Genomic DNA, 25,517 nt, shown 5'->3' on the forward strand with positions numbered 1-25,517 from the left:
ACCTATATGAATGCAAAGGTTAAGGGGTACATGCTGGGAGCCATTGCGGCTGCCACTTATGGCATGAATCCTCTTTTTGCTCTTCCCTTGTATAAGGCAGGAATGGATCCTGACTCAGTGCTTTTTTTCAGATATCTGTTTGCCCTCCCCGTGTTGGGAATAATGCTGAAAGCAAGAGGTCGGAATTTTAAATTATGCCGGAAGGACCTGCCGCCGTTAATTATCCTGGGCTTCCTGGTCGCTTTTTCATCGCTGGCTTTGTTCCAGAGTTATAATTATATGGAAGCCGGTATCGCTTCAACCTTGCTGTTCGTTTATCCGATCATGGTCGCTTTGCTTATGTCGCTGCTTTTCAAGGAGAAGTTAACCCTGCAAACTGTCTTATGTATTTTGCTGGCATTGGGCGGCATCGGACTACTCTACAAAACAGGGAGCGGAGCGACCCTTAGTACGACAGGAGTTCTACTGGTGATGGGATCGGCTCTCTCTTATGCCATTTACATTGTTGGCGTGAATCGTCCGAGATTAAAGGATATAGCCACATTGAAGCTGACTTTTTACATATTGCTTTTCGGAGTGGCCCTTTTTCTGATTCGTGTTGATTTCGGAAAAAGTCTGCATGTTGTCGATGACTGGTATCTATGGGGGAACCTGATCGCTTTAGCAATCTTTCCCACTGCTATATCATTCCTGTGTACCACGCAGGCTATCCAGTATATCGGTTCTACACCGACCGCTATCCTGGGGGCACTGGAACCTCTGACAGCCGTGTTTTTCGGAGTGACTATCTTCGGTGAAGTTCTGACCCCCAGACTGGGTTGCGGGATCGTGATGATCATTCTGGCTGTTACGCTCATCATCGCCGGGAGCAATGTCACGACTTACCTGATCCGCTTCAGAAAGTTATTTCCCCGACTTCCGTTCCCGAAAAAGTAAGAATATATCCTATCGGTTAAGATTCACATTCCCCCGGATTTAACCATTCTGTAAAAGAAATGCCCCGCTAAAACTATTTTATGTGGCGTTAATTCTTTACATTTGCCACAAAAATTAGCGGACATGATAGATTGCAAGGATGAACATATATTGAACGTCATTAATTATCCGGAGGATTTGCGTAAGTTGCCTCCCGAAAAATTGGGCCAGGTATGTGCAGAGTTGCGTCAATACATTATAGATATACTTTCTGAAAATCCCGGACACCTGGGTGCCAGTCTCGGAACGGTTGAACTGACCGTTGCCCTGCACTATGTTTTCAACACCCCGTACGACCGGATTGTCTGGGACGTCGGACACCAGGCTTACGGACACAAGATACTGACCGGACGCCGGGATGTTTTTCATACGCTCCGGAAATTTAAAGGGATCAGTGGCTTTCCTAACCCGGGAGAAAGTGAGTATGACGCTTTTATTGCCGGCCATGCCTCCAACTCCATTTCGGCTGCCATGGGTATGTCGGTCGCTTCCGAACTCAAAGAAGAACATAACCGGCATGTCATAGCCGTGATCGGTGACGGCGCAATGACCGGCGGACTGGCCTTTGAAGGACTGAATAATGCCTCGGCAAATCCCAACAACCTGCTGATCATTCTCAACGACAACGATATGGCTATCGATAATTGCGTAGGAGGATTGAGCCAATATCTGGTGGACATCACCACCAGTCAGGCATACAATAAGATGCGCTATGATGTGTACAGGGGATTGCGGAAGATGAAACTGATCAACAATGACCGTCGTGGAAATATTCTCCGTTTCAACAATAGCCTGAAAGCATTGATCACACAACAACATAACCTGTTTGAAGGATTCAGTATCCGTTATTTCGGACCTGTGGACGGGCATGATGTCAACTATATGATCAAGCTGCTGAACGATATAAAAGATCTGCAAGGCCCCAAACTATTGCATATCAAGACTAAAAAAGGCAAAGGCTTCAAGCCTGCCGAGGAATCGGCAACCGAATGGCATGCACCGGGCAAGTTCAATAAAGAGACCGGACAGCGGATTATCGTCCACAAACTGGACGAACCGCAATTGTATCAGGATGTTTTCGGACATACACTCGTTGAACTGGCTGAACAGGACGAACGGATCGTGGGTATTACTCCCGCCATGCCAACCGGAAGTTCCATGATCTATATGATGAAAGCTTTTCCCAAACGGGCATTCGATGTCGGAATAGCAGAAGGACACTCGGTGACCTTCTCTGCCGGACTTGCTAAAGAAGGGATGATCCCGTTCTGCAACGTCTATTCATCGTTCATGCAACGGGCGTACGATAATCTCATACACGATGTCGCTTTGCAAAAGCTGCATATGGTGATCTGTCTGGATCGTGCCGGGCTGGTCGGTGAAGACGGAGCCACGCATCACGGGGTGTTCGACCTGGCATACCTGCGTCCGATCCCCAACCTGACGATCGCCTCGCCGCTCAACGAACTGGATCTGCGGAACCTGATGTACACCGGGTACAAAGAGGCACCGGGTACTTTTGTGATCCGTTATCCACGTGGCAAAGGAGAGAAGAAAGACTGGCGCAACGAAATGCAGGTCCTTCCCATCGGAAAAGGGAAAAAACTGAACGAAGGAGACGATATAGCTGTTTTATCTATCGGGCCGATCGGAAATGAAGTGATAAAAGCTATAGAGGAAGTGGCCGGTGAAGGACTATCGGTTGCACATTACGACATGATTTATCTGAAACCGATCGATGAAGAGTTATTACATGAGATAGGCAGGAAGTTCAAACGCGTCATTACCGTAGAGAACGGTGTAGTGAAAGGCGGATTGGGCACAGCCGTTCTTGAATTTATGGCAGACAACGGATATACTCCGCGGGTGAAACGCATCGGTATACCCGACACATTCATTGAACACGGATCTATCCCCGAACTTTATAAATTATGCGGTCTGAATGCCGAAAGTTTGGCCGGAGAGATCCGAAAAATGATGAACGATTAAATATTAATGACAACTTGCCGGACGATGCGGCAAACGGAATGAGTAACAATTAGTAAAATGAAGATTATTATTGCCGGGGCAGGCGAAGTGGGTACACATCTCGCGAAGATGTTATCTCAGGAAAAGCAGGATATCATCCTGATGGACCCGAGTGAGGAACGATTGAATATCACCAATTCCAATATGGAGATTCTTCCTATGGTTGGAAATCCGACTTCGATCCGTGACCTGGAAGAAGCCGGTATAAAAAAGACAGACCTGTTCGTCAGCGTTACTCCTGAAGAGACGACGAATATTGCCGCAAGTATCCTGGCTTCCAAGTTGGGAGCACGCAAAACCCTGGCACGTATCAATAACTACGAATATTTGTTACCCAAAAACAAAGAGCTGTTCGAAAAGTTGGGGATCCACTCGATGATCTATCCGGAAATGCTGGCTGCTAAAGAGATTGTCAGTGCGATACGTCGTCCGTGGACACGCCAGTACTGGGAACTGTTCGGGGGCGCCCTGATCCTGCTGGGAGTGAAGGTTCGTGAGAATTCCCGCCTGGTAAACAAACAACTGGTCGAACTGCTGAACGAACAGAAGCTATACCATATCGTTGCCATCAAACGGCAATATGAAACGATTATCCCGCGCGGTACCGATTATATCCTACCCGGCGACATCGTTTTTTTTACGACTACCAAGGAACATATCAAGGATGTGCAGCTACATGCCGGTAAAAAAGATCCGGAAGTGAAAAAGATCTTTATCATGGGAGGTAGCCGTATCGCCATCCGTACCAGCCAGTATCTGCCGAATAATATCCGGGTAAAGATATTGGAGACAAATAAAGAGAAAAGTCACCGCATAGCCGAAGTGGTGCCGAGCAATGTCCTGATCATTAACGGCGACGGACGCGATACGGAACTACTGATGCAGGAAGGAATCAAGGATGCTCAGGCATTCGTTGCCCTGACGGATAATTCAAGTACGAATATCCTTGCCTGTTTGGCTGCAAAACGTTTCGGCGTATTCAAAACGGTGGCCAAGATCGAGAATATCGATTATATCCCATTAGCCGAAAATATGGATATCGGTTCGGTTATTAACAAAAAGCTGATCGCCGCCAGCCATATCTATCAGTTCCTGCTGGATGCCGATGTTTCCAACGTAAAGTTCCTTACCTTTGCCAACGCCGATGTGGCTGAGCTCGTTGCCCGTCCCGACTCGAAGATCACCCGCAAACAGGTGAAAGACCTGCATTTGCCGAAAGATCTGACTTTAGGAGGGTTGATACGAGACGGAGAGCCGATGATGATTAAGGGAGACACCCAGATACAAGCCTACGACCACGTGGTGGTGTTCTGTCTGGAGACGGCTATGCGCAAACTGGAAGATTATTTTAATTAGTATGTTACTGAATATACGTTTCATAATAAAGATGCTGGGGATGATGTGTATCCTCGAAACGCTGTTCATGCTGATGGCAACGGTTGTCGCCTTCCTCTACAAAGGCGGTGATTTCTATACGTTGCTTTTGTGCAGCGGAATACTGTTCGGGGTGGGCGTATCGCTTTATGCTATCGGCTTCCGTGCAAACGAATATATGGCCGGACGACGGGAAGGGATGCTGACGGTGACATTCACCTGGATATTACTTTCTCTATTAGGCATGTTGCCTTTTTACCTGGGAGGCTATATAGATAACGTGACGGATGCCTTTTTCGAAACGATGTCGGGCTTCACGACGACCGGATCGACCATCCTGACCGATATTGAGTCATTGCCGAAAGGAATTCTGTTCTGGCGTAGCCTTACCCAATGGCAGGGAGGTATCGGGATGATCGTGTTCACCGTAGCATTGATGCCTATCCTGGGCGGCGGTGCGACACAGATGTTCAATGCTGAGACGCCGGGGATTACCCATGAGCGTTTCCGTCCTCGCGTGACACAGGTAGCCAAGCGCCTTTGGGGTGTTTACCTGTTCCTTACTTTTCTGTTGATCGGGTTGTTATGGATCGGGCCGATGGATTTGTATGACGCTGCCAACCATGCCCTGACGGCTATCTCTACAGGAGGGTATTCCACAAAGAATGCCAGTATTGCTTATTGGAATTCCGCTTATATCGAATATATTATCACGATCTTCATGTTCATCGGGGCGACCAATATCACATTGATCTATTTCTGCCTGAACGGGAATGTGAAGAAATTGTTTTTTGATGAAGAGTTCCGTTGGTTTTTCTGGTTTGTCATGCTTATGATAGCCGTGACAACCGGATGGATCATGTATAAGGGGTTCTTTACCGACTTCCCGACTGCATTCCGGCAGGCAGCCTTCCAGGTGGTGACATTGGTCTCTACGTGCGGATTCGCTACGGAAAACTATATTCCCTGGGGACCGTTCTTCTGGATGATCGCATTGATATTGATGTTTATTTGCGGTTGTGCCGGCTCTACCTGCGGAGGGTTGAAGATGGGACGTTTCGTGATTCTTTCGAAGAATCTCTTCAATGAATTCAAGAAACAGACACACCCGCATGCGATTATACCTGTACGGATGGATTCGCACATCGTATCCGGAGATATTGTGCATCGCGTGCTAGCATTTGCTTTCGCTTATATGTCCCTGATCGTGATCAGTTGTATCGTTCTGATGCTCGACGGTTTGGGATTCGAGGAGTCGATCGGTGCTGCAGTCTCGGCCATCAGCAATGTCGGTCCGGGGCTTGGCAAGCTGGGACCGGTGGATAACTTCTCTGAAGTGCCTGTCGTATCCAAATGGTTCCTTTCCTTCCTGATGATGACGGGACGTCTGGAAATATTTACCGTATTGACATTACTTGTTCCGGGATTCTGGAAACAATAAAATAACAGCTGATATGAAAACACGTACAATGCTTCTTACGATTATGAGTTGCCTGTTTATCGGAGTAACGACCGGAGCACAGACAGCTGCACAGCGCGAAACGATCGACTTACTGCCGGAAGGTACTTTCACCAACGGAATAGAAGGCCCTGCCACCGACAAATCCGGTAATCTGTACGCCGTCAACTATGGTAAAGAAGGAACGATAGGCATTGTACGCCCGGACGGATCGCACGAATGTTTCGTGACACTTCCCGAAGGCTCTACGGGCAACGGTATCCGTTTCAATAAGGCCGGAGAGATGTTGGTCGCAGATTATACCGGCCATAACATTCTGAAAGTAGACATGAAAACCAAAGGCATCAGCGTCTATGCCCACGAGCCGAAGATGAACCAACCCAACGATATCGCCCTGGCACCCAATGGCAACCTGTATGCCAGCGACCCGGACTGGCCGAACAAGAAAGGACAGCTTTGGCTGGTCACTCCGGACGGTAAAGTCACCCTGCTGGAAGGTGATATGGGGACGACCAACGGCATCGATGTCAGTCCTGACGGTAAAAAACTTTATGTTAATGAGTCTGCACAACTTAAAGTATGGGTGTACGACATAAAACAGGACGGAACACTTAAAAACAAGACACTTTTCCATACGTTCGAAGGTTTCGGTATGGACGGTATCCGTTGCGATGTAAAAGGTAACCTGTATCTCTGCCGTTATGAAAAAGGAACAGTAGCCCTTATAAATCCGAAAGGGAAGCTGATCCGTGAAATACAGCTGAAAGGAAAGAAACCGTCGAACATTACATTCGGAGGCCCTGACAACCGTCGCTGTTTCGTCACGCTACAGGACCGCGGCTGTTTCGAAACCTTTACTGCCGAATACCCTGGAAGGGAATAAATATTTACCTATTTGAATATTTCTTTAGGTCTGATATACGCTTTTGCTTAATTTTGCGTTATTATATGTACGAATAACTAGAAGAGACGCAAAATGATAGAATATATTAAGGGGGATATCGTAGAACTTACTCCCACACAGATGATCATCGAATGTGCAGGGATTGGCTACGAACTTAACATATCTCTGACTACATACAGCGCTTTCAGCGGGAAACCTACCGGGAAAATTTACGTATATGAAGTCATACGTGAAGATGCCCATCTTTTGTTCGGTTTCGCTCAAAAGGCTGAACGTGAGTTGTTTTTATTGTTGACATCGGTATCCGGAGTCGGCCCTAATACAGCACGTATGATCTTGTCTTCTCTTCCTCCTGCCGAATTGATCCAGGTAATTGCCAACAAAAATGAAACGGCCCTGACTTCGGTAAAAGGGATCGGACAGAAAACTGCACAGCGTATTCTGGTCGACCTGAAAAATAAGGTAAAGGCCGGCGATTCGATAGCAAGTGCAGGAGCTCCTGTTACGGGGGGAAACGGTGCGGTTGCCCAGGAAGCGGTTGCCGCCCTTGTGATGTTGGGATTCCAGAAGGTTGCTTCGCAAAAGGCAGTCAGTTCGATACTGAAAAGTTCGCCGATGCTGGCAGTGGAACAAGTGATAAAAAGTGCACTCAGAATGCTTTAATAGTTGACAGGCAGGGGAGGTTTGCCGACCACCCTTACAAGTACAGTTGACAATTTAAAATGAAAAAGAAAACTCTTAAATATCTTATCTGGGTTACAATACTGCTATTCGGGGTCAGTATGGTCTCATTGAATGCCGATTACCTGACTTATACCGCTGAGTTGCCGGATATACAGTTGCTTGAAGAACAGGATTTTCCGGATGGAAAAGATACGGTTCCGGCAACCCGTTATCCGGTGTCGAAAACCATACCGGAAGGTTATGAGGACCTGGGCAAAAAGTTGCCGATGGACTTACGTGACCCGGAAAACGTAAAGACGGTCGTTGAATACGACATCAATACCGGAAGATATGTAGTCCGTACCCGTTTAGGTGAGAAAGACCTGACCACGCCGATCGACTTGAGTCCGGAAGAATATCAGGACTATAGCATGAAGCAATCGCTCCGCTCTTATTATCGTCAGAAAAACGAAGAAGAATTTCAGAAAGAAGCGGATAAGCAGTTTAACCTGGCAGATATGCAGTTCGGTATCGGTGCGGCAGAACGCATATTCGGTCCCGGAGGTGTACGTGTAAAGACACAAGGGTCGGCAGAAGTTACTTTAGGTTTAAAGAGGAATAGTACCAAAGATCCTTCGCTGCCTGAACGTGCCCGTAGCAATACCATTTTCAACTTCGATGAAAGCGTGCAGTTGAATGTACAGGCATCCGTGGGCTCGAAAGTGAATTTCGATATGAATTATAATACGGAGACTTCCTTCGACTTCGACTCCAAAAAGCTGAAACTGGCTTATACGGGTGAAGAGGATGAGATCATCAAATCATTGGAAGCCGGTAACGTATCGATGACGACAAGCAACTCGCTGATCAATGGCGGGGCGGCTTTGTTCGGTATGAAAGCAGACCTTCAGTTCGGTAAACTGAGGGTTAACGCGTTGTTTGCACAACAGAATTCGGAGTCTAAAACAGTGAACTCCAAAGGCGGTGTGCAGACCAAAGATTTTGAGTTGAAGATCGACGAGTATGATGAGAACCGACATTTCTTTCTGGCACATTATTTCCGGAATAGATATAACGAGGCTGTGGCTAGTTTACCCCAGATATATGCAGATATAAACATTACCCGCCTGGAAGTTTGGGTGACGAATAAAAGAGGCAATTACGATCAGTCACGTAATATTGTTGCCTTTACCGATATTGGTGAAAATGATGATGCATACATGGCTAACCCCGGTGCTTTTCCGGTCAGTGGTAGTAAGTACCCTGCCAATAGTGCGAACAGCTTGTACAACCAAATGACTACGACTTACTCGGGTGCCCGTCAGATTAGTCAGGTGGCACAGGTGTTGTCGGGTTTTACAGGAGGTGCTGAATATGAAGAGGTGGAGAGTGCCCGTTTGTTGGATGCTAACTCTGAATATACATTTGACAAACAGTTGGGATATATCTCATTGAATACAAGTTTGCAGACAGATGAAGTGTTGGCTGTCGCTTTTGAATATGAATACAATGATGTTTCCGGTAAACGTACGGGAAGAGTCGGTGAATTTTCCGACAGTGATCCGGCTAACCCCAACAACTGTCTTTATGTCAAGTTGCTGAAAGGTGTAAACATGTCTCCGCCCATGATGTACTGGGACCTGATGATGAAAAATATCTATTCTCTCGGTGCCTATTCTGTCCAGAAAGAGAAGTTCCGCCTGGATGTCATGTACCAGAGCGATACGACTGGTACTTATGTAAACTATTTGCCGGAAGCCAGTCAGGATACCGCTTCCAGGAAAATCTGGATACGCTTGATGGGAGCAGACCGTCTGAATGCCCAGAACGAAAAGCATCCCGACGGATATTTTGACTTTGTGGAAGGATATACTGTACAGCCTGCTACCGGTAGAGTGATTTTCCCGACCATCGAGCCGTTCGGTTCCAGCTTGAAAGAGAAATTGCAGGGTGTCGTCAGTCCGGCTATCGCAGACAAATATGTATTCCAGGAATTGTACGATACGACACAAACCGCCGCCCGCCAGATCGCAGAAAAGAACAAGTTCATCATGCGGGGGGAATATAAGGCATCTTCCGCTTCCGAGATACAGTTGGGAGCCAGCAACGTGGCACGCGGCTCGGTACGTGTAACGGCAGCAGGTGCCACATTAACGGAAAATGTGGATTATGCGGTCGATTATACATCCGGTACCGTTACTATTCTGAATGAGAGTATCATTGCTGCCGGAACCCCCGTAAGCGTTTCGTTGGAAAACCAGACGGCATATAATATGCAACGAAAGACAATGATGGGGTTGGATCTCAACTATCAGTTCAATCCGGACTTTTCGCTGGGAGCCACCATTATGCATATGTCGGAAATGCCGTTGACAACAAAAACAGTATTTGGCGACGAATCCATCAAAAACACTTTATGGGGATTTAATATCGCTTATAAAACGGAAAGTCAGTGGCTGACGAATGCATTCGATAAATTACCGTTGCTGAACCTGACAAAACCCAGCCAGATTGCATTTACGGGTGAGTTTGCTCATCTGATAGCTGGGCATTATGAAAACAAATACAGTGGAGGCTACTCTTATCTGGACGATTTCGAATCGACGCAGAGTGGTTTCGATTTGTTGAACCCGTATCCGTGGAAACTTGCCAGCACGCCTTGGGACAACAGCACCGAAGCTCTTTTCCCCGAGGCTAGAGCGACAAACGATATCAGTTATGGTAAAAACCGTGCTCTAATGGCATGGTATTATGTCGATGGATTGTTCAACCGTAAGAACTCCAGTCAGGCCCCACAGCATATCCGTAATGATAAGGACCAATTATCCAACCATTACGTCCGTGCTGTATACGTGGACGAATTATTCCCGGACAGAGACCAGAGTTATAATGAGACAAGTACGATCCAGGCGCTCAATCTTGCCTTTTATCCGAATGAACGTGGTCCGTATAACCTTGATGCCGATTTAGTTAATCCAGATGGTACATTGCAAAATCCGGAAAAGCGGTGGGGAGGTATCATGCGTAAGATCGATCAGAGTGACTTCGAAACGGCCAATATTGAATATATTGAGTTCTGGATGCTTGATCCTTACATTTATGAAGAACGGGACGGTGTCCCGGTAAAAGGAGGCGATTTGTATTTCAACCTCGGTGAAGTATCGGAAGATGTGCTGAAAGACGGAAAGAAGTTTTATGAGAACGGCTTGCCTGTCGATGGTGATAGAAGCAGGGTCGATTCTACTGTCTGGGGACTTGTCCCGAAGCAACAAAGTACTGTTTATGCTTTCGACAATACTTCCGGCTCGCGTGCTAAACAGGATGTCGGACTCAACGGCTTGTCAGCAGAGGAAGAGCGTGACTATCCGGCATACAAAGAGTTTATCGAAAAATTAATGCCAAAGCTGTCACCGGGGAAAAGAGATTCTATGTTATTGGATGAATATTCTCCTTTAATGAACCCTGGAACCGATAAATACCGCTATTTCCGAGGTGAAGATTTAGATGATGAGAAAGTTAGTATTCTGGATCGTTACAAACGTTACAATGGAACGGAAGGTAACTCTGCTGAAAACGGCAGTACCGGAGAACGTTACGACACTTCTGCTTCCAAGAATCCAGATGTGGAAGATCTGAACCAGGATAACACGATGAATAAAAACGAAAAGTATTTTGAATATAAGGTATCTATTCGTCCGGAAGACCTGAAAGTAGGAAAGAACTTTATTGTGGATATGAAAACTACTTATCCCAAATTACCGAATGGAAATAACGATGGGGATAACAAAAGAGATCCTGCAAAATGGTATCTGTTCAAGATTCCCGTAAAGAAATATAACCGCTCTATCGGAGCTATCAGTGACTTTAAGAGCATCCGCTTTATGCGTATGTTTATGACTAATTTCAGCAAACCGACCGTACTGCGTTTCGGAACTTTCGAACTGGTACGTGGTGAATGGCGTTCATACGAACAGGATTTGTCCGATCCCAAAGTTCCGCCATTATTCAACGGATCACTGGAAGTTTCTTCTGTTAATGTGGAAGAAAACAGCCGACGGACTCCTATCCCTTATAGAACACCTCCCGGAGTAAGTCGTACGCCAGATCCCGGTCAGCCTCAGTTAAGTAGGCAGAATGAACAGGCACTGTCGATGAAGATTAGTGATTTGGCTACCAGAGATGCACGGGCTATTTATAAGACGACTTATTACGATTTGCGTCAGTACAAACGGTTGCAGTTGTTTACTCATGCTGAAGCATTGCCGGACAGTGCAGATAAATATACGCCGCTGGTTGATGGAGACCTGTCCGTGTTCATCCGTTTGGGTTCCGATTATAAAAATAATTATTACGAATATGAAGTTCCGTTGAAGGTGACTCCGACAGGGAAAGGTTCATACGAACCTATTGATATCTGGCCGGCAGAGAACATGCTCGATTTCCGTTTTGAAGTATTAACCAATCTCAAACTGAGTCGGAACAAAAAGAAGCGGGCGGGTGACAAAGGTATTACTTTCAATACCGTTTATTCGGAGCCTGACCCTGAGAATTTAAGCAATACGATCAGTATCGTAGGTAACCCGAGCTTATCGGAAGTGAAAACGATTATGATCGGTGTCCGTAATGTATCTGGCTCGAATGCTGTCAGAAGCGGTGAGGTGTGGATCAACGAATTGCGTCTGAGTGAATTCAACGAAGAGGGCGGTTGGGCGGCCAATGCCAACCTGAACGTGGCCGTGTCTGACCTGGCTACGGTGAATGTAGGCGGGCGTATCGAAACGGCTGGTTTCGGCGCACTCGACCAGTCGCTGGCTGAACGCCGCATCGACGACTTTACGCAATATAACGTAGCGGCCAACATCGAATGGGGTAAATTCTTCCCCGAAAAGGCAAAGGTCAGCATCCCGATGTACTATGCTTACTCTAAAGATCAGACGAAAGCAAAATACAATCCGCTCGATCAGGATATCAAGCTGGACGATGCTTTGGATGCTGTCGAGACGAAAGCAGAAAAAGACTCCATCAAGAGCATGGCAGTCGATCAGACAGTTATCAAGAGTATCTCATTCAACAACGTGAGGGCAGATATCCGTAGTAAGACGCCGATGCCTTACGACCCGGCGAACTTCTCGATCGGCTATTCATTCAGCCAGACGAAAAGGCAGAATCCGGAAACGGAATATGAAACGACAAAAGATTATCGCGGCAACTTCGCCTACAACTACACACCGTATGCGAAACCGTTCCGTCCGTTCCAGAAGATGAAGAAGAACAATGGCTACACCCGTTATATCAAACAGTTCAGCTTGAACTATCTGCCGTCGAATATCAGTTTCCAGACGGCTATGATGCGTAATTATAACGAAATGCAGCTGCGCGACCTGGAAAACACCGGCTACAAACCGGAGGTAACTTTCAGCTCCGAGTTCTACTGGGACCGTGCTTTCAGCTTGCGCTGGGACTTTACGAACAACCTGAACATGACCTTCACTTCCGGAACAAATGCCCGGATCGAGGAACCGTATGTTCAGGTCAACAAAGAACTGGCTGCCGACCAGTATCAGATTTGGAAAGATTCTGTTAAACAGAGTATCGCCGACCTGGGTACGCCTTTGAAATATGACCAGACATTCAATGTCACCTGGAACATGCCGTTGCAGTATATCCCGGTTCTGGACTGGGTGAACAGTTCCGTTACATACAATGCGCAATACAACTGGGATCGCGGGGCGGTCACCGATACGCAATATGAGCTCGGTAATACGATCACCAACCAGCGTCAGATCGACTGGCAGGGTAGCTTGAACCTGCAATCGCTTTACAACAAGAACAAGTTCCTGAAGAAAGTGAACCAGAAGTTCTCGGCAACCCGTACGGCAACCAAGAAGAAAGAACCGAAAGAGATAAAGCTGGAAAGAGACATCCAGCTGAACATGGACAGCGGTACGGTCGTGCAGCACGGAATGTTCACCAAAAAGGTGCGTATCACTGCCCGCGGAGCCGACGGCAAAGTGTATGCGATTAAGTATAAACCGCTCAACTATGCGCAGGTAATGATCCTGAATCAGGATACGGCCCATTTGAAACTGACCATCAAGCCGGGCCCGAAAGCAACGGAAGACTTCCTGTATAAAGCTGCCGAACACGCCAGCCGCTTCCTGATGATGGTTCGCCGCATCAATATCCAGTATGCCACTACGGATGGTATGATGGTGCCCGGATTCTCCCCGATGATCGGTGATATCTTCGGGCAGGGACGTTCACCGTTCGGCCTGACACCGGGATTGGGTTTTGCCTTTGGAGCCGTGAACCGCGACTTCCTGTATGATGCCAAAGACCGTGGCTGGCTGATCGAAAATACGACCAATGTCAACCCGGCTGTCATGACCAGCGCGAAGAACCTGAATATCCGGGCGAACCTGGAACCGATCACCGGATTGAAGATCGACCTGAATGCCAATCGCGTGGACACCCGCAGCACCGATATACAATATATGTATGCTGGTATGCCGGAACTGACCGGAGGTAATTTCACAATGACGACCGTCGCTTTGGGCAGTTTCTTCAAAGGCATCGGCAATGCAGGTAACAACTATGCCTCCAAATCGTTCGAAAAATTCATCGAGAACCGTGAGATCATAGCCCAGCGCCTTGAAAACCGTTATGCCGGGACTTTCTATCCGTATGGAGGCTTCCTTAGCCAGACCGGATATACCGGGCAACTCTACGATCCGGGAGATAACAATGAACTGGGAATCAGCCGTAACTCGTCTGACGTGTTGATCCCGGCGTTCCTTGCCGCTTATACCGGGAAAGATCCGAACAAGATTTCGCATTCACCGTTCCCCGCCATCCGTAGCATGTTGCCGAACTGGCGTATCACGTACGACGGGTTGATCCGTATTCCGGCGATAAAGAAATACTTCAAGACGGTTATGTTGAGCCATCAGTATCGCTGTACGTACAACGTCGGTGCTTACGAAACCTATTCAACCTGGGTCGATGCCGGTCTGGGCGATAATCTCGGATTTATACAGAATGCATCCGATAAGCCTATTCCTTCTTCGCCTTACTCGATCTCTTCCGTCAGCCTGACTGAGAGTTTCAGCCCGCTGTTGGGAGTCGATGCCACGATGTTGAACAATATAACGATCCGTGCAGACTATACGACTACACGCAATCTGAACCTGAATATCTCGTCTTACCAGATCGTAGAGGCGCTGTCCAATAAATACACGATCGGGTTGGGATACAAGTTTGCCGAGTTCAACAAGATATTGAAGATGAAGAAAACACGTGATTTCAGCAACGACCTGACCGTGCGCCTGGACTTCTCGTACAATAAGATGCAATCATTGATCCGTAAGATCGAGGATAGCTTCACGCAGGCTACCAGCGGTAACGTTGCGAAGACAATCCAGTTCTCTGCCGATTACGGTTTGAGCCGCGCGTTGACCCTTCGTGCGTTCTACGACCTGCAGATCAATGAGCCGCTGATCTCTAATGCAGCTTATCCGACAAGTAACTCGAATTACGGTGTCGCCCTCCGGTTCTCACTGGCGCAGTAAGCATTAACGAGGCTTTGTCACCCTTATGACACAACCTTGCCATGCCTTTGGCACAACTCTGCCAAAGGCATGGCAAAAGATTGTCACTTGCATGGCAAAACTCTGCCAACACAGTGGCAAAACATTTTGTCCGGCACAAGAGGTCGGTTACAGAATAGACTTATCCAACAGATTACAGCATGTGGTAACCCTTAAGCTCATGGCGTAAAGCAAGCGCCTTATTGTCTGTCACGCTGTTCAGTAGTTTCCAGAAACGGTCGCTGTGGTTCATCTCTACCGTATGGCAAAGTTCATGGAGCAGGACATAATCGACCAGATGCCAGGGGAGAAGCATCAATGATAAAGACAGATTAATGCTTTTGCGTGTGCTGCAACTTCCCCACCGGGTCTTGCTGTTCATGATCCGTACGCCTGTGCAGGTGAAACGATGGCGGGCGGCCAGCGCCATCAGCCGGTCGGGTAACAACCGCTTGGCTTCGTGGCGGAGTGCTTTCTCCAGTAAATCCTTTAAGATCTCCTGTACCCTGTCCGACTCGAAACGGGTTCCGGACGGGCAGGCGATACGAAGTATCCCTTCCTTCAGAGTCATGTAATAGTTGTTGCGGTCGGTACGGAATATTTCCACCCGGAAGGTAGTCGCCTGCAATGCGGTCGCTTCGTTCAGCAACGGGCGTGCCGGGTGTTTCTTCAGGGCGGCGAGCAGCTTTTGGCGGTTTTCTTCGATAAAAGACAACATCCGTCCTTCATCCCCTCCCTCCGGCATGGTGGCGGTGATCATTCCCTTTGATATTTTCAGCGTATAACGGGTGGCTCGCGGGGTAGTACGGAGAAGGATGGTTCCCAGATCGTTGTCGTATATCTTCTTTTCCATATTTACCACAAAAGTAATACTTTAAAGGGAAATAATATTACGTCGGAAATGCTTATCTTTGCAGCAAAGCGAAGATAAGCTGCGCCTCGGCATAAAAAATGAACGAGTTCATTTTATTCTACTCTCGACTTGCATTATCTTTGCACCCGGTATTAGATATTTAATAAGTATAAACTATATAAATAAGGCAATCATGAGCAAAAAAGCACTTTTATTGATCTGCGATGGCTGGGGAATCGGCGACCGTGGTAAAGATGATGTAATCTATAACACACCCACTCCCTATTGGGATTATCTGTTGAAAACATATCCTAACTCTCAGTTGCAGGCTTCCGGCGAAAACGTAGGTTTACCCGACGGACAGATGGGTAACTCGGAAGTAGGACACCTGAACATCGGTGCAGGCCGTATCGTTTATCAGGACCTGGTGAAGATCAACATCGCATGTCGTCAGAATACAATCCTCGACAATCCCGAAATCAAACGTGCTTACAGCTACGCCAAAGAAAACGGCAAACAGATCCATTTCATGGGACTGGTTTCCGACGGTGGTGTGCACAGCTCATTGGAACACCTGTTCAAACTGGCTGATATCGCTAAGGAATATGGAGTGGACAAAGCATACGTTCATTGCTTTATGGACGGTCGCGACACAGACCCGAAGAGCGGTAAAGGTTTCATCGAACAACTGGAAAACCATTTAAAGACGACAGGCGGCAAGATCGCGTCTATCATCGGACGTTACTATGCTATGGACCGTGACAAACGTTGGGAACGTGTGAAAGAAGCCTACGACCTGATCGTGAACGGTACAGGCAAACCTGCCGAAGACATGGTTGTTGCGATGGAAGAATCGTATGCAGAAGGTGTAACGGACGAATTCATCAAACCGATCGTACACGTAGAAAACGGCAAGCCGGTGGCTACTATCGAAGAGGGCGACGTGGTTATCTTCTTCAACTACCGTAACGACCGTGCGAAAGAACTGACAGTCGTTCTGACTCAGCAGGATATGCCGGAAGCTGGAATGAAGACTATTCCTAACCTGCAGTATTTCTGTATGACTCCGTACGATGCCAGCTTCAAGGGTGTCCACATCCTGTTCGACAAGGACAATGTAGAAAATACACTGGGCGAATTTCTGGCATCAGTTGGCAAAACACAGTTGCACATTGCCGAAACAGAAAAATATGCTCACGTTACTTTCTTCTTCAACGGCGGACGCGAAACTCCGTTTGATGGCGAAGACCGTATCCTGGTTCCGTCGCCGAAAGTGGCTACTTACGACCTGAAACCGGAAATGAGCGCGTTTGAAGTAAAAGACAAGCTGGTAGAAGCTATCTACACCAAGAAATATGACTATATCGTTTGTAACTATGCAAACGGCGATATGGTGGGCCACACCGGTATTTACTCGGCTATCGAAAAGGCTGTCGTAACGATCGACGCTTGCCTGAACGATACGGTAGAAGCAGCGAAAGCAAACGATTACGAAGTGATCATCATCGCCGACCACGGTAATGCCGACCACGCTTTGAACGAAGACGGTACACCGAACACGGCTCACTCTTTGAATCCTGTTCCTTTCGTATATGTAACGGAAAACAAAGAAGCTAAAGTAGAGGACGGTATCCTGGCAGACGTTGCTCCTTCCATCCTTCACATCATGGGATTGAAGCAGCCGAAAGAAATGACAGGCAAATCGTTGATTAAATAACAACTCTTAGAAGTTGACAGTTGACAAGTGACAGTTGACAGTTAGCAGTTGGCAAGTAACGGTTATTGTTTTTCGTAAGAAAGAGATAACTGTCATCTGTCAACTGTTATCTGTCAACTGTCCTTGTCACTTGTCAACTATCAACCAATATGATCCAAATTGATGATACCCTGGTCAGCTTAGACCTGATCGAAGCTAATTTCATTTGCGACCTTGCCCAATGTAAAGGCATCTGCTGCGTGGAAGGCGACTCCGGTGCTCCGCTCGATAAAAGCGAGATCGCCGAACTGGAGAAAGCGCTTCCGGTTATCTGGGATGACCTTTCTCCCGAGGCACAGGCAATCATTAAGAAGCAAGGTGTCGCCTACATCGACTGCGAAGGCGATATCGTCACTTCCATTGTCAATGGCAAGGATTGCGTATTTACCTGCTACGACGAAGACGGAACCTGCAAATGTGCCGTCGAGAAAGCCTACCGCGAAGGCAAACTGTCTTTCTACAAACCGGTATCCTGTCACCTGTATCCGGTGCGTGTTACCCAATACAAAGACTTCCGTGCCGTAAACTACGACCGGTGGAAAATATGTAAGGCAGCAGAAATAGTAGGGCGGAAAGAAAAACTTCCTCTGTATAAGTTCCTGAAGGAACCGCTTACCCGTAAATTCGGCCCGGAATGGTACGAGTCATTGGTGGAAGTGGCAGAAGAGTGGAGAAAACAAAAGGAAGAAGAGAAATAATATATCCATAAGAAAATGTGCCAATATGCCCATTGAGATAGTATAGATACATCTCTTATAATTGGCATATTGGCACATTCTTTATTCTGTTTTCCGTATCAGGTCTGCCGTCTGCGCCTCCTCTTTCAGATACGTTTCGATATGGCGTTTCTTCTTGTCTTCCAGAATTTCATTGATGGCGATCAGGATACCGGTTTCTTCCACATCGCCGAACTCATGGTTGATCGCCGTACCGAATACGCGCATCTTGGGTGAAAGGCTCATATAAGCATTTACCAGCGGCGGTACATTGATACCGAACTTGCGGACCTCCTGGTTCAGCACCTTGTAATTATCCTTGAAATTATCATAACGGAACAACTCTTTCATCTTCTCCATATCCATATCTGTCTCCAGCGGATATATCGGAGTGACCAGCTTGTCCGAATCCGGGAAATGCATTCCTAGGAAATAAAGGATCATATTGCGTGCTTCCGTATTATAAGTATTATACATCGTCACTTTCCCGAAATAATATTGCAGGCTCGGATCGACTACCGACAAAGCCCCCAGTCCGTCCCATAAGTTATCGAGTACAAACAAACCTTTGGCGCCGGCACGTGTAGACTGATATTCCAGCGTTACAAAAGAACGGCCCAACTCGACCGTATACGGAAGGAATTCTTTATTGAACTTCTCAGAGAAGTTGAACAGATGCGAAGTCGCCAGCATCGGCTTCCCGTTCTCATCGAACTTGACATCCGAACCGCACAGGAAACGGTATCCTCCCAGGATCTGTTCATCTTCCGGACTCCAGACGATCAGTTGCCGATAAGCATCCTCCATCGTGTCGAACTCGTCAATATCTACCGGAAAACCTGTTCCTCCGCCATAATAGCGGAAAGCGATTTCCCGCAAACGCCCGATCTCCTGCATCACATTGGGAGAATCGTGGGCTGTAATAATGTATATCTCATTGTTTGACTTATTCGTGCTGCGGAGCTTCTTTTCTTTTGTCAGCTCCGATTTCAGAAGTGCACGATCAATCGGCTTAATAATGTCTTGCATATAAATAGAGTCTTTGTTTACTTGAGATTATAAGCAAGTCCCTTCACCCACTCTGCCCATTCAGCCGGCTTTTTACTGTTATCGAAAGTCTGCCACGGAACAGGTTTGCCGAAATGGATTCGGAACGTTTTATGTTTGGACCGGAACATTTCGTCCGGCAAATAAATCATTTCATAGTTCATCTTTATCCCCAACGCCTTGCGCAGATTCGCCAGCCGGTAGAAAAAATTGGAATTTCTCCCTTCGAAATACACCGGGACAATATCCCGTTTATGTTCGACCGCCTTCTGGATGAAGGACTTTTTCCATTCGGTGTCCTGTATCTTCCCGTTAATCTTGCGCGAACAAAGTCCTGCCGGGAATGTCACGATCTGATTGTCGGAAGCATAGGCTTCGTCGATCAGCCGGGCATTGTTCTTTCCCTGCGAACCATGTTTGTTGATAGGTACAAAGATCGATCTCAGATTTGACAAGTAGAGGAGGAGGTCGTTCACCAGATAACGGATCTTCCCGTTATAATGCTGTCCGATCACTGCCGAAAGGCAAATGCCGTCCAGCCCTCCCAACGGATGGTTGGAGGCAAAAATATAGCGACCTGTCGCCGGGATATTTTCTTCATTCACCAGCTCCAGGGTCAGGTCAAAATAACCGATCAGTTCCTGCATAAAATCAACCCCATCCTTGTCATGATAACGGGTGAGAATATCATTCAGTTCGTCCTGATGAATGGTACGGATCAGATAATTGACAATAAAACCGGGTATTTTTCCCGCCACTGAGGGCGCTTTTTGTTGTAATACCTGTTTTACATCAATTTGTGTAATACCTTCTTGTGCCATCTTGCATAACTCTTGTCAGCAGCAAAGATATAGCTAATAATTAAATTTGAATGCATTCGGCATAAGTTTTTAAGAAGTTTCAAGTTCTCAGGTTATATGTTGTTTGCCGTCATATAAAATAATTCGGCATCTCCATTCGTTATACATATATATTATTCTGCACCTGCATGCAAAAACAGCTCCTATGATTCTTTGTAGGAATTCATATTTTTTGCATAACTTGAAACAAAATAATCAATAATTGTGTTTTTATACACAGGAACGAATTAACAAATGTGCCTAAGGATAGGTGATTATCAATATAAACCCTTGTTTTCAAAGGGAATGAAGGTAATGTCAGATTGATAGCTAAACTATTTTTAAGAAAAATGGGCTATGATTTTTACCTTTTTTGTGTGAATATTAAACTAAAATGAGCGTTATTTGTTCTGTTAAAAAGAGAAAGTATTTGGAATGAGGAAATCTACGATTTGGTTACTCGCTTGTGTAATGGCATTTGCTTTTGCCGGTTTGCTTTTCCTGCAGGTTAAGTACGTGAGCATTATACTCAAAAAAAGCAGCGAGCAATTCAATGAAACAGTCAAAAGGAGCTTGCACCAAGTCTCAAAAAACCTGGAGCTGGATGAAACGCGTGAGTATCTGGAAGAAGATCTCAGGCGTGAAGATAACAACTATCTGCGTAACAGCCAGAATCCGGAAGAGATCACGCAGGCGATCACTCAGCAGAAGCTGAATATAAAGGATGCCGATGGCAACAATATTATGCAGATAGAACAGTTGCATAGTTTCAGCCAGAAGTTTCAGCCGCTTTCGTCGCTCGACAAAAAGCAAGCGGCCAACAATATTGTCGGTACATCCCACGACTTGCAGCAATCATTGAAATACCGTCTGAAGTATCAGGGCGATCTGATGCAGCTGGTTTTACTGAATCTGTTGAACACTCCCAACCAGAAGCCGATTCAGGAACGTGTCGACTTTAAGAAGCTGAATAATTACTTAAAAACAGAATTTATTAACAATGGTTTGAACCTGCCGTTCATATTTTTTGTTATTAACAAAGACGGGAAGACAGTGTACCAGAGTGGGGAAATAAAGAAGGAACCTATTGCGTCTGATATAATTACGTACGTATTGTTTCCGAATGATCCTCCCTCGAAGCAGAATTATCTGAAAGTATATTTCCCTACGAAAGGTGACTATATTTCAAGTTCTGTAACATTTATTGTACCGTCCGTGCTTTTCTCGCTGATACTTTTGGTAACGTTTATCTTTACCATTTATATTGTGTTCCGCCAGAAGAGGCTGTCAGAAATGAAAAATGATTTTATCAACAATATGACGCACGAGCTGAAGACTCCGGTTTCCACGATCTCACTGGCGGCACAGATGTTGAAAGATTCGGATATAACGAAAAGTCCTGATGTATTCAGACATATATCAGGCGTGATAAATGATGAGACGAAGCGATTGGGCTTCCTGGTAGAGAAGGTGCTCCAGATGTCGTTGTTCGAACGGCAGAAAGCAGCTCTCAAATTGAAGGAAGTGGATGCGAACGACCTGGTGATCAGCGTGGCCAACACCTTCGCCCTGAAAGTCGAAAAGTACGACGGTACGCTCGATGTAGACTTGCAGGCTGTCGATTCGTCCATTTATGTAGATGAAATGCACATCACCAATGTATTGTTTAACCTGATGGACAACGCAGTGAAATACCGCCGTCCGGAGGTGCCCCTTACATTGATGGTAAGAACCTGGAACGACAACAACGGCAAACTGCTGATCGCCGTTGAAGACAATGGTATCGGGATCAAGAAAGAATACCTGAAAAAAGTATTCGACCGCTTCTTCCGCGTGCCGACAGGGAACGTACACGACGTAAAAGGTTTCGGTCTGGGACTTGCTTACGTCCGTAAGATTATCGAGGACCACAAGGGTACGATCCGTGCCGAGTTGGGTCCGGGAAATGTAGGAACAAAATTTATTATTACTTTACCTCTTATAAAAAGTTAGTTATGGAAGAAAAACTGAAAATCTTCTTTTGTGAAGACGACGAAAACCTGGGTATGCTATTAAGAGAATACTTACAGGCTAAAGGTTATGTAACAGATCTTTTCTCTGATGGAGAAGCAGGTTACAAAGGTTTCACCAAAGGCAAATATGATCTTTGCGTATTAGACGTAATGATGCCGAAAAAAGACGGTTTCACTCTTGCACAGGAAATCCGTTCTATAAATCCTGACATTCCAATTATTTTCCTTACTGCCAAGACAATGAAGGAAGATATTCTGGAAGGCTTCAAGATCGGTGCCGACGATTATCTGACAAAGCCGTTCAGCATGGAAGAGTTGCTGCTTCGTATCGAAGCGATCCTTCGCCGTGTGAAAGGTAAGAAGATGAAAGACATTCCTTTCTATAAGCTTGGTAATTTCTTGTTCGATACCCAGAAACAAACGCTGGCTATCGGTGACAAGGTAACGAAGCTGACAACGAAAGAATGCGAACTGCTGAGCCTGCTGTGTGCCCATGCAAATGAAATTCTGGAACGTAACTATGCACTGAAAACTATCTGGGTTGACGACAACTACTTCAATGCCCGTAGTATGGACGTGTATATCACCAAACTTCGTAAACTGTTGAAAGATGATCCGGGAATCGAAATCATCAACATCCACGGTAAGGGTTACAAACTGATCACTCCTTCAGGAGAAGAACAGGCCCGCGAAGAAGGTATCCAGGTACTTTAAGGGACAGATCCCGGAGGCTGCCGCCCTACGGCTGGCACTTTCCGGAAGATGAGATAAGAAAGGCATTGCCCCGGTTGGGCGATGCCTTTTTTAGTTTGTGGCATTGGGTTTTATATTCTGGGATATTCCTGCTAAAACTTTTTTATTCTGGGTGAATTCCCTATATTTGTCGCAAGGATATGAAAATCCTTATTTAACTGCTATTATTAACTATCAAAACCGTCAAAGGCTATGAGCAAATTTATCAATCCCTGGGTCGACCGGGGTTTTAAAATCCTGTTTGGGCAGGAGATTAGTAAAGATTTACTGATCGATTTTCTGAATGACTTGTTCGAAGGCGAACGCAGTATCACCGATCTTACTTTCCTGAACGTGGAACTTCCTTCTGAAACGATAGAAGGACGCGGTGCCGTGTTCGATCTCAAATGTAGAGATACAGAGGGTGGCGTTTTTATTGTGGAAGTACAAAATGCGTCCCAATGTTATTTTTATGAGCGTGGATTATATTATCTTTGTCGTGCAGTGTGTGAACAGGGACAAAGAGGTCCTGAATGGAAATTCGGGCTTTATCCTGTGTACGGAATCTTTTTATTGAACTTCAAATCCGGTCGAACCACAAAATTGCGTACGGATATTATTCTGGCCGATAAAGAAAACGGAAAACAGTTCAGTGACAAGATTCGACAAATCTATTTGGAGATGCCTTTCTTTACAAAAGAAGAGGATGAATGTGAAACCCCTTTTGAAATGTGGTTATATGTATTAAAGAATATGGATAAACTGGAGCGTATGCCTTTCAAGGCGCAAAAACAACTATTCGAGAAGCTGGAGAAGATAGCCGGTGTGGCTAATCTGACCAAGGAGGAACGCCAGGAATATGACGAGGCACTCAAAGTGTATCGTGACTGCAAGAATATAGTGGATTATGCGGAGGAGAAAGGTGAAATCAGAGGTGAAATTAAAGGAGAAATTAAGGGGATAAAGCGGACTGCCAGGAAAATGAAGGAAACAGGTTCTTCCCTTGAATATATCATGGAATGTACCGGGCTTTCCGAAGAAGATATCCGTAACTTGTAAACTCTTTATATAAAATAATGGATAAGGCTGTCGTTTTAAACGATGGCCTTTTTTGTTTTTAGAACTCTGATATAAGATCATAAATGTTGACTGTGTTTTCCTTTTTCAAATACTAAAAATGAAGCTCAATGACCCTTTTAACATTTGCTCGCTAGGTTTTGGAAAATAGGTATGCTGATATACAGTATATTAGGATATTTGCGTGTATAGATATTTGTATCTAAATATTTAAGTATAAATATATATTAAATGTCAGGTATAAAGTGAAATACGAATTTAAAGTAGTGACAAAAATAAACGTTCCTTTTTTCTAGTCACAAATTTAAAAATTAATTTTTAATGAATTGGCATAAACTAAAAAATAATTTATCAATGTATATGCTTTCTTATCAACTGAATATGAAATTAAGTACAAAAATAAGCCTTTTTATTACAAAGTCATAAATGACCCGAAAAAATGACTAGAAAAAAGGAACGTTTTATCTAGTCATTCACTTTTGAAAGACATTCTTTTTTCAAGGCTGAAAGTATTTGAATAGCACTATTATTAATATTAAATTAGAGAATCATGAACAAGGGATTATTTATTCCGGCTGCAACGGTAAGTCCTACGGAAAGTTCTATTTTCTGTAAGTATGCGGGCAACTTCGGTCGTTTGGGTTGTAACGATGGTTACGGTTTTCCCTGCAAAGACTGCAATAAATACTGCGGAAGGAAAGGAAGAGACTCGTATTGTAGTAGCTGTTGAATACGAAGCCGCTATCAAATCAATCACAAAATAAAAATGAAAAAGAAATATAGAGACATACCCTCGTATGTCTCTATCATAATCAATAAATTTTAGTTGACTGTGTGGCATGTTTAATTATCTCTTTTGTATGCCAAGTACCCTGCGACAGGTGAATAAGCAGTCAATATTAATACTAAAGTAATAAAATAAAGTTCTTCTGTTCGATCTCTGTGAAGAGCGAAGGCAGACAAAAACAAGCCCTGGGATTCATCGTCCAGGGCTTCGTTTTTTAGAAAAGTATCAACTGGTGATTAAATATTCAAACCAGATAATTAATAGTACATCGACATGAAAAAAAAATCGAAGCCTCCCAACTGAATGGAGCAATCAGAGAGTTAAAAGAAAAATGTGAAAGAATGGAAGCCGATCTGCATGAAATAAACAAATGTGCAAGAGCTATTAACCGCTTGCTGGAACATGCCGTATTTGAAGAAGACATGGTGGAGGAAGAGAAGATCTTCTTTTACGGAGAAACAAACGAATTTATCGAACTCATCATCCCGCTGATCCGCAGCACAAAATGGCGGGTGAACGGGAATCGGATGCAGAAAAAATTTCTCCGATCTATTGATGAAGTCTTCAAAATTAAGAATGAAAAGACAAAAGACCTTCTTAAATTCGACAGTTTGTATGCTGCCTTGAAAGAGTATTTCGACAGACATTTCCCTGACGATGCTTTTTCGTAAAAAAACGAAAAAGACAGGAAGCCAATCAACGGCTTCCT

At 45.4% G+C, this 25,517-nt stretch carries 16 protein-coding genes; 13 read left to right on the plus strand and 3 right to left on the minus strand.

The genetic code is table 11. The features are described from left to right. Window positions 1-6 precede the first annotated feature (6 nt). From DWX23_RS13260 to sprA, 7 genes are all read left to right on the plus strand, one after another. Complete coding sequence (locus DWX23_RS13260) at window positions 7-936, plus strand: DMT family transporter (protein ID WP_122351844.1); 930 nt, start codon at window positions 7-9, stop codon at window positions 934-936. A 123-nt stretch (window positions 937-1,059) separates the two neighbouring features. Next, entirely contained in the window at window positions 1,060-2,964 is a 1,905-nt protein-coding gene (gene dxs, locus DWX23_RS13265) for a 1-deoxy-D-xylulose-5-phosphate synthase (protein ID WP_122374835.1), read from the plus strand. A 57-nt stretch (window positions 2,965-3,021) separates the two neighbouring features. Continuing rightward, window positions 3,022-4,359 carry a Trk system potassium transporter TrkA gene (trkA, locus tag DWX23_RS13270; RefSeq protein WP_122351842.1) on the plus strand — a complete coding sequence of 446 codons (1,338 nt, stop codon included), beginning with the start codon at window positions 3,022-3,024 and terminating at the stop codon, window positions 4,357-4,359. Between the two features lies 1 nt (window position 4,360). Further along, window positions 4,361-5,818: a TrkH family potassium uptake protein gene (locus tag DWX23_RS13275; protein ID WP_183671262.1), complete on the plus strand. Its 1,458-nt coding sequence runs from the start codon at window positions 4,361-4,363 to the stop codon at window positions 5,816-5,818. A gap of 13 nt (window positions 5,819-5,831) precedes the next feature. Next, the gene (locus DWX23_RS13280) at window positions 5,832-6,719 is read left to right on the plus strand and encodes an SMP-30/gluconolactonase/LRE family protein (RefSeq protein ID WP_122374836.1); all 888 of its coding nucleotides are present in this window, start codon (window positions 5,832-5,834) and stop codon (window positions 6,717-6,719) included. Between the two features lie 93 nt (window positions 6,720-6,812). Continuing rightward, on the plus strand, window positions 6,813-7,403 hold the full coding sequence (gene ruvA / locus DWX23_RS13285; RefSeq protein WP_122374837.1) for a Holliday junction branch migration protein RuvA: 591 nt from the start codon (window positions 6,813-6,815) through the stop codon (window positions 7,401-7,403). Between the two features lie 59 nt (window positions 7,404-7,462). Continuing rightward, on the plus strand, window positions 7,463-14,971 hold the full coding sequence (gene sprA, locus DWX23_RS13290) for a cell surface protein SprA (protein ID WP_122374838.1): 7,509 nt from the start codon (window positions 7,463-7,465) through the stop codon (window positions 14,969-14,971). Between the two features lie 172 nt (window positions 14,972-15,143). Here the strand turns inward: sprA and DWX23_RS13295 are convergent, their stop codons facing one another. Then, window positions 15,144-15,842: a M48 family metallopeptidase gene (locus DWX23_RS13295; RefSeq protein WP_122374839.1), complete on the minus strand. Its 699-nt coding sequence runs from the start codon at window positions 15,840-15,842 to the stop codon at window positions 15,144-15,146. Window positions 15,843-16,035: 193 nt separating this feature from the next. On the opposite strand from DWX23_RS13295, the gene gpmI reads away from it, so the two are divergent. Together gpmI and DWX23_RS13305 are read left to right on the plus strand one after the other, a co-directional pair. Beyond that, window positions 16,036-17,559: a 2,3-bisphosphoglycerate-independent phosphoglycerate mutase gene (gene gpmI, locus DWX23_RS13300; protein ID WP_122351837.1), complete on the plus strand. Its 1,524-nt coding sequence runs from the start codon at window positions 16,036-16,038 to the stop codon at window positions 17,557-17,559. A gap of 149 nt (window positions 17,560-17,708) precedes the next feature. Then, window positions 17,709-18,296, plus strand: coding sequence for a DUF3109 family protein (locus DWX23_RS13305; protein ID WP_122351836.1), 588 nt, complete (start codon window positions 17,709-17,711; stop codon window positions 18,294-18,296). 81 nt (window positions 18,297-18,377) lie between these two features. Here the strand turns inward: DWX23_RS13305 and DWX23_RS13310 are convergent, their stop codons facing one another. Both DWX23_RS13310 and DWX23_RS13315 read right to left on the minus strand, forming a co-directional pair. Further along, on the minus strand, window positions 18,378-19,343 hold the full coding sequence (locus DWX23_RS13310) for a GNAT family N-acetyltransferase (RefSeq protein WP_122351835.1): 966 nt from the start codon (window positions 19,341-19,343) through the stop codon (window positions 18,378-18,380). Between the two features lie 17 nt (window positions 19,344-19,360). Beyond that, entirely contained in the window at window positions 19,361-20,182 is an 822-nt protein-coding gene (locus DWX23_RS13315; RefSeq protein WP_122351834.1) for a 1-acyl-sn-glycerol-3-phosphate acyltransferase, read from the minus strand. A 453-nt stretch (window positions 20,183-20,635) separates the two neighbouring features. On the opposite strand from DWX23_RS13315, the gene DWX23_RS13320 reads away from it, so the two are divergent. From DWX23_RS13320 to DWX23_RS13335, 4 genes are all read left to right on the plus strand, one after another. Continuing rightward, window positions 20,636-22,192, plus strand: a complete 1,557-nt coding sequence (locus DWX23_RS13320; RefSeq protein WP_122351833.1) for a sensor histidine kinase KdpD — start codon at window positions 20,636-20,638, stop codon at window positions 22,190-22,192. Window positions 22,193-22,194: 2 nt separating this feature from the next. Beyond that, entirely contained in the window at window positions 22,195-22,926 is a 732-nt protein-coding gene (locus DWX23_RS13325) for a response regulator transcription factor (protein ID WP_005861388.1), read from the plus strand. A gap of 231 nt (window positions 22,927-23,157) precedes the next feature. After that, a complete protein-coding gene (locus DWX23_RS13330; RefSeq protein WP_122374840.1) occupies window positions 23,158-24,003 on the plus strand; it encodes an Rpn family recombination-promoting nuclease/putative transposase in 846 nt (281 codons plus the stop codon). A gap of 1,146 nt (window positions 24,004-25,149) precedes the next feature. Next, complete coding sequence (locus DWX23_RS13335; RefSeq protein ID WP_122351831.1) at window positions 25,150-25,479, plus strand: hypothetical protein; 330 nt, start codon at window positions 25,150-25,152, stop codon at window positions 25,477-25,479. The last annotated feature ends 38 nt before the right edge of the window (window positions 25,480-25,517 follow it).

Source organism: Parabacteroides sp. AF18-52, assembly GCF_003479145.1.
GTDB classification, from domain to species: domain Bacteria; phylum Bacteroidota; class Bacteroidia; order Bacteroidales; family Tannerellaceae; genus Parabacteroides; species Parabacteroides faecis.

Coding starts and splice junctions, on each gene's coding strand:
- DWX23_RS13310 (WP_122351835.1), bottom strand. CDS start 19,343: ATGCAAGACATTATTAAGCCGATTGATCGTGCACTTCTGAAATCGGAG.
- DWX23_RS13280 (WP_122374836.1), top strand. CDS start 5,832: ATGAAAACACGTACAATGCTTCTTACGATTATGAGTTGCCTGTTTATC.
- DWX23_RS13315 (WP_122351834.1), bottom strand. CDS start 20,182: ATGGCACAAGAAGGTATTACACAAATTGATGTAAAACAGGTATTACAA.
- gpmI (WP_122351837.1), top strand. CDS start 16,036: ATGAGCAAAAAAGCACTTTTATTGATCTGCGATGGCTGGGGAATCGGC.
- DWX23_RS13275 (WP_183671262.1), top strand. CDS start 4,361: ATGTTACTGAATATACGTTTCATAATAAAGATGCTGGGGATGATGTGT.
- DWX23_RS13330 (WP_122374840.1), top strand. CDS start 23,158: ATGAGCAAATTTATCAATCCCTGGGTCGACCGGGGTTTTAAAATCCTG.
- dxs (WP_122374835.1), top strand. CDS start 1,060: ATGATAGATTGCAAGGATGAACATATATTGAACGTCATTAATTATCCG.
- DWX23_RS13295 (WP_122374839.1), bottom strand. CDS start 15,842: ATGGAAAAGAAGATATACGACAACGATCTGGGAACCATCCTTCTCCGT.
- DWX23_RS13305 (WP_122351836.1), top strand. CDS start 17,709: ATGATCCAAATTGATGATACCCTGGTCAGCTTAGACCTGATCGAAGCT.
- trkA (WP_122351842.1), top strand. CDS start 3,022: ATGAAGATTATTATTGCCGGGGCAGGCGAAGTGGGTACACATCTCGCG.
- DWX23_RS13335 (WP_122351831.1), top strand. CDS start 25,150: ATGGAAGCCGATCTGCATGAAATAAACAAATGTGCAAGAGCTATTAAC.
- DWX23_RS13320 (WP_122351833.1), top strand. CDS start 20,636: ATGAGGAAATCTACGATTTGGTTACTCGCTTGTGTAATGGCATTTGCT.
- sprA (WP_122374838.1), top strand. CDS start 7,463: ATGAAAAAGAAAACTCTTAAATATCTTATCTGGGTTACAATACTGCTA.
- DWX23_RS13325 (WP_005861388.1), top strand. CDS start 22,195: ATGGAAGAAAAACTGAAAATCTTCTTTTGTGAAGACGACGAAAACCTG.
- DWX23_RS13260 (WP_122351844.1), top strand. CDS start 7: ATGAATGCAAAGGTTAAGGGGTACATGCTGGGAGCCATTGCGGCTGCC.
- ruvA (WP_122374837.1), top strand. CDS start 6,813: ATGATAGAATATATTAAGGGGGATATCGTAGAACTTACTCCCACACAG.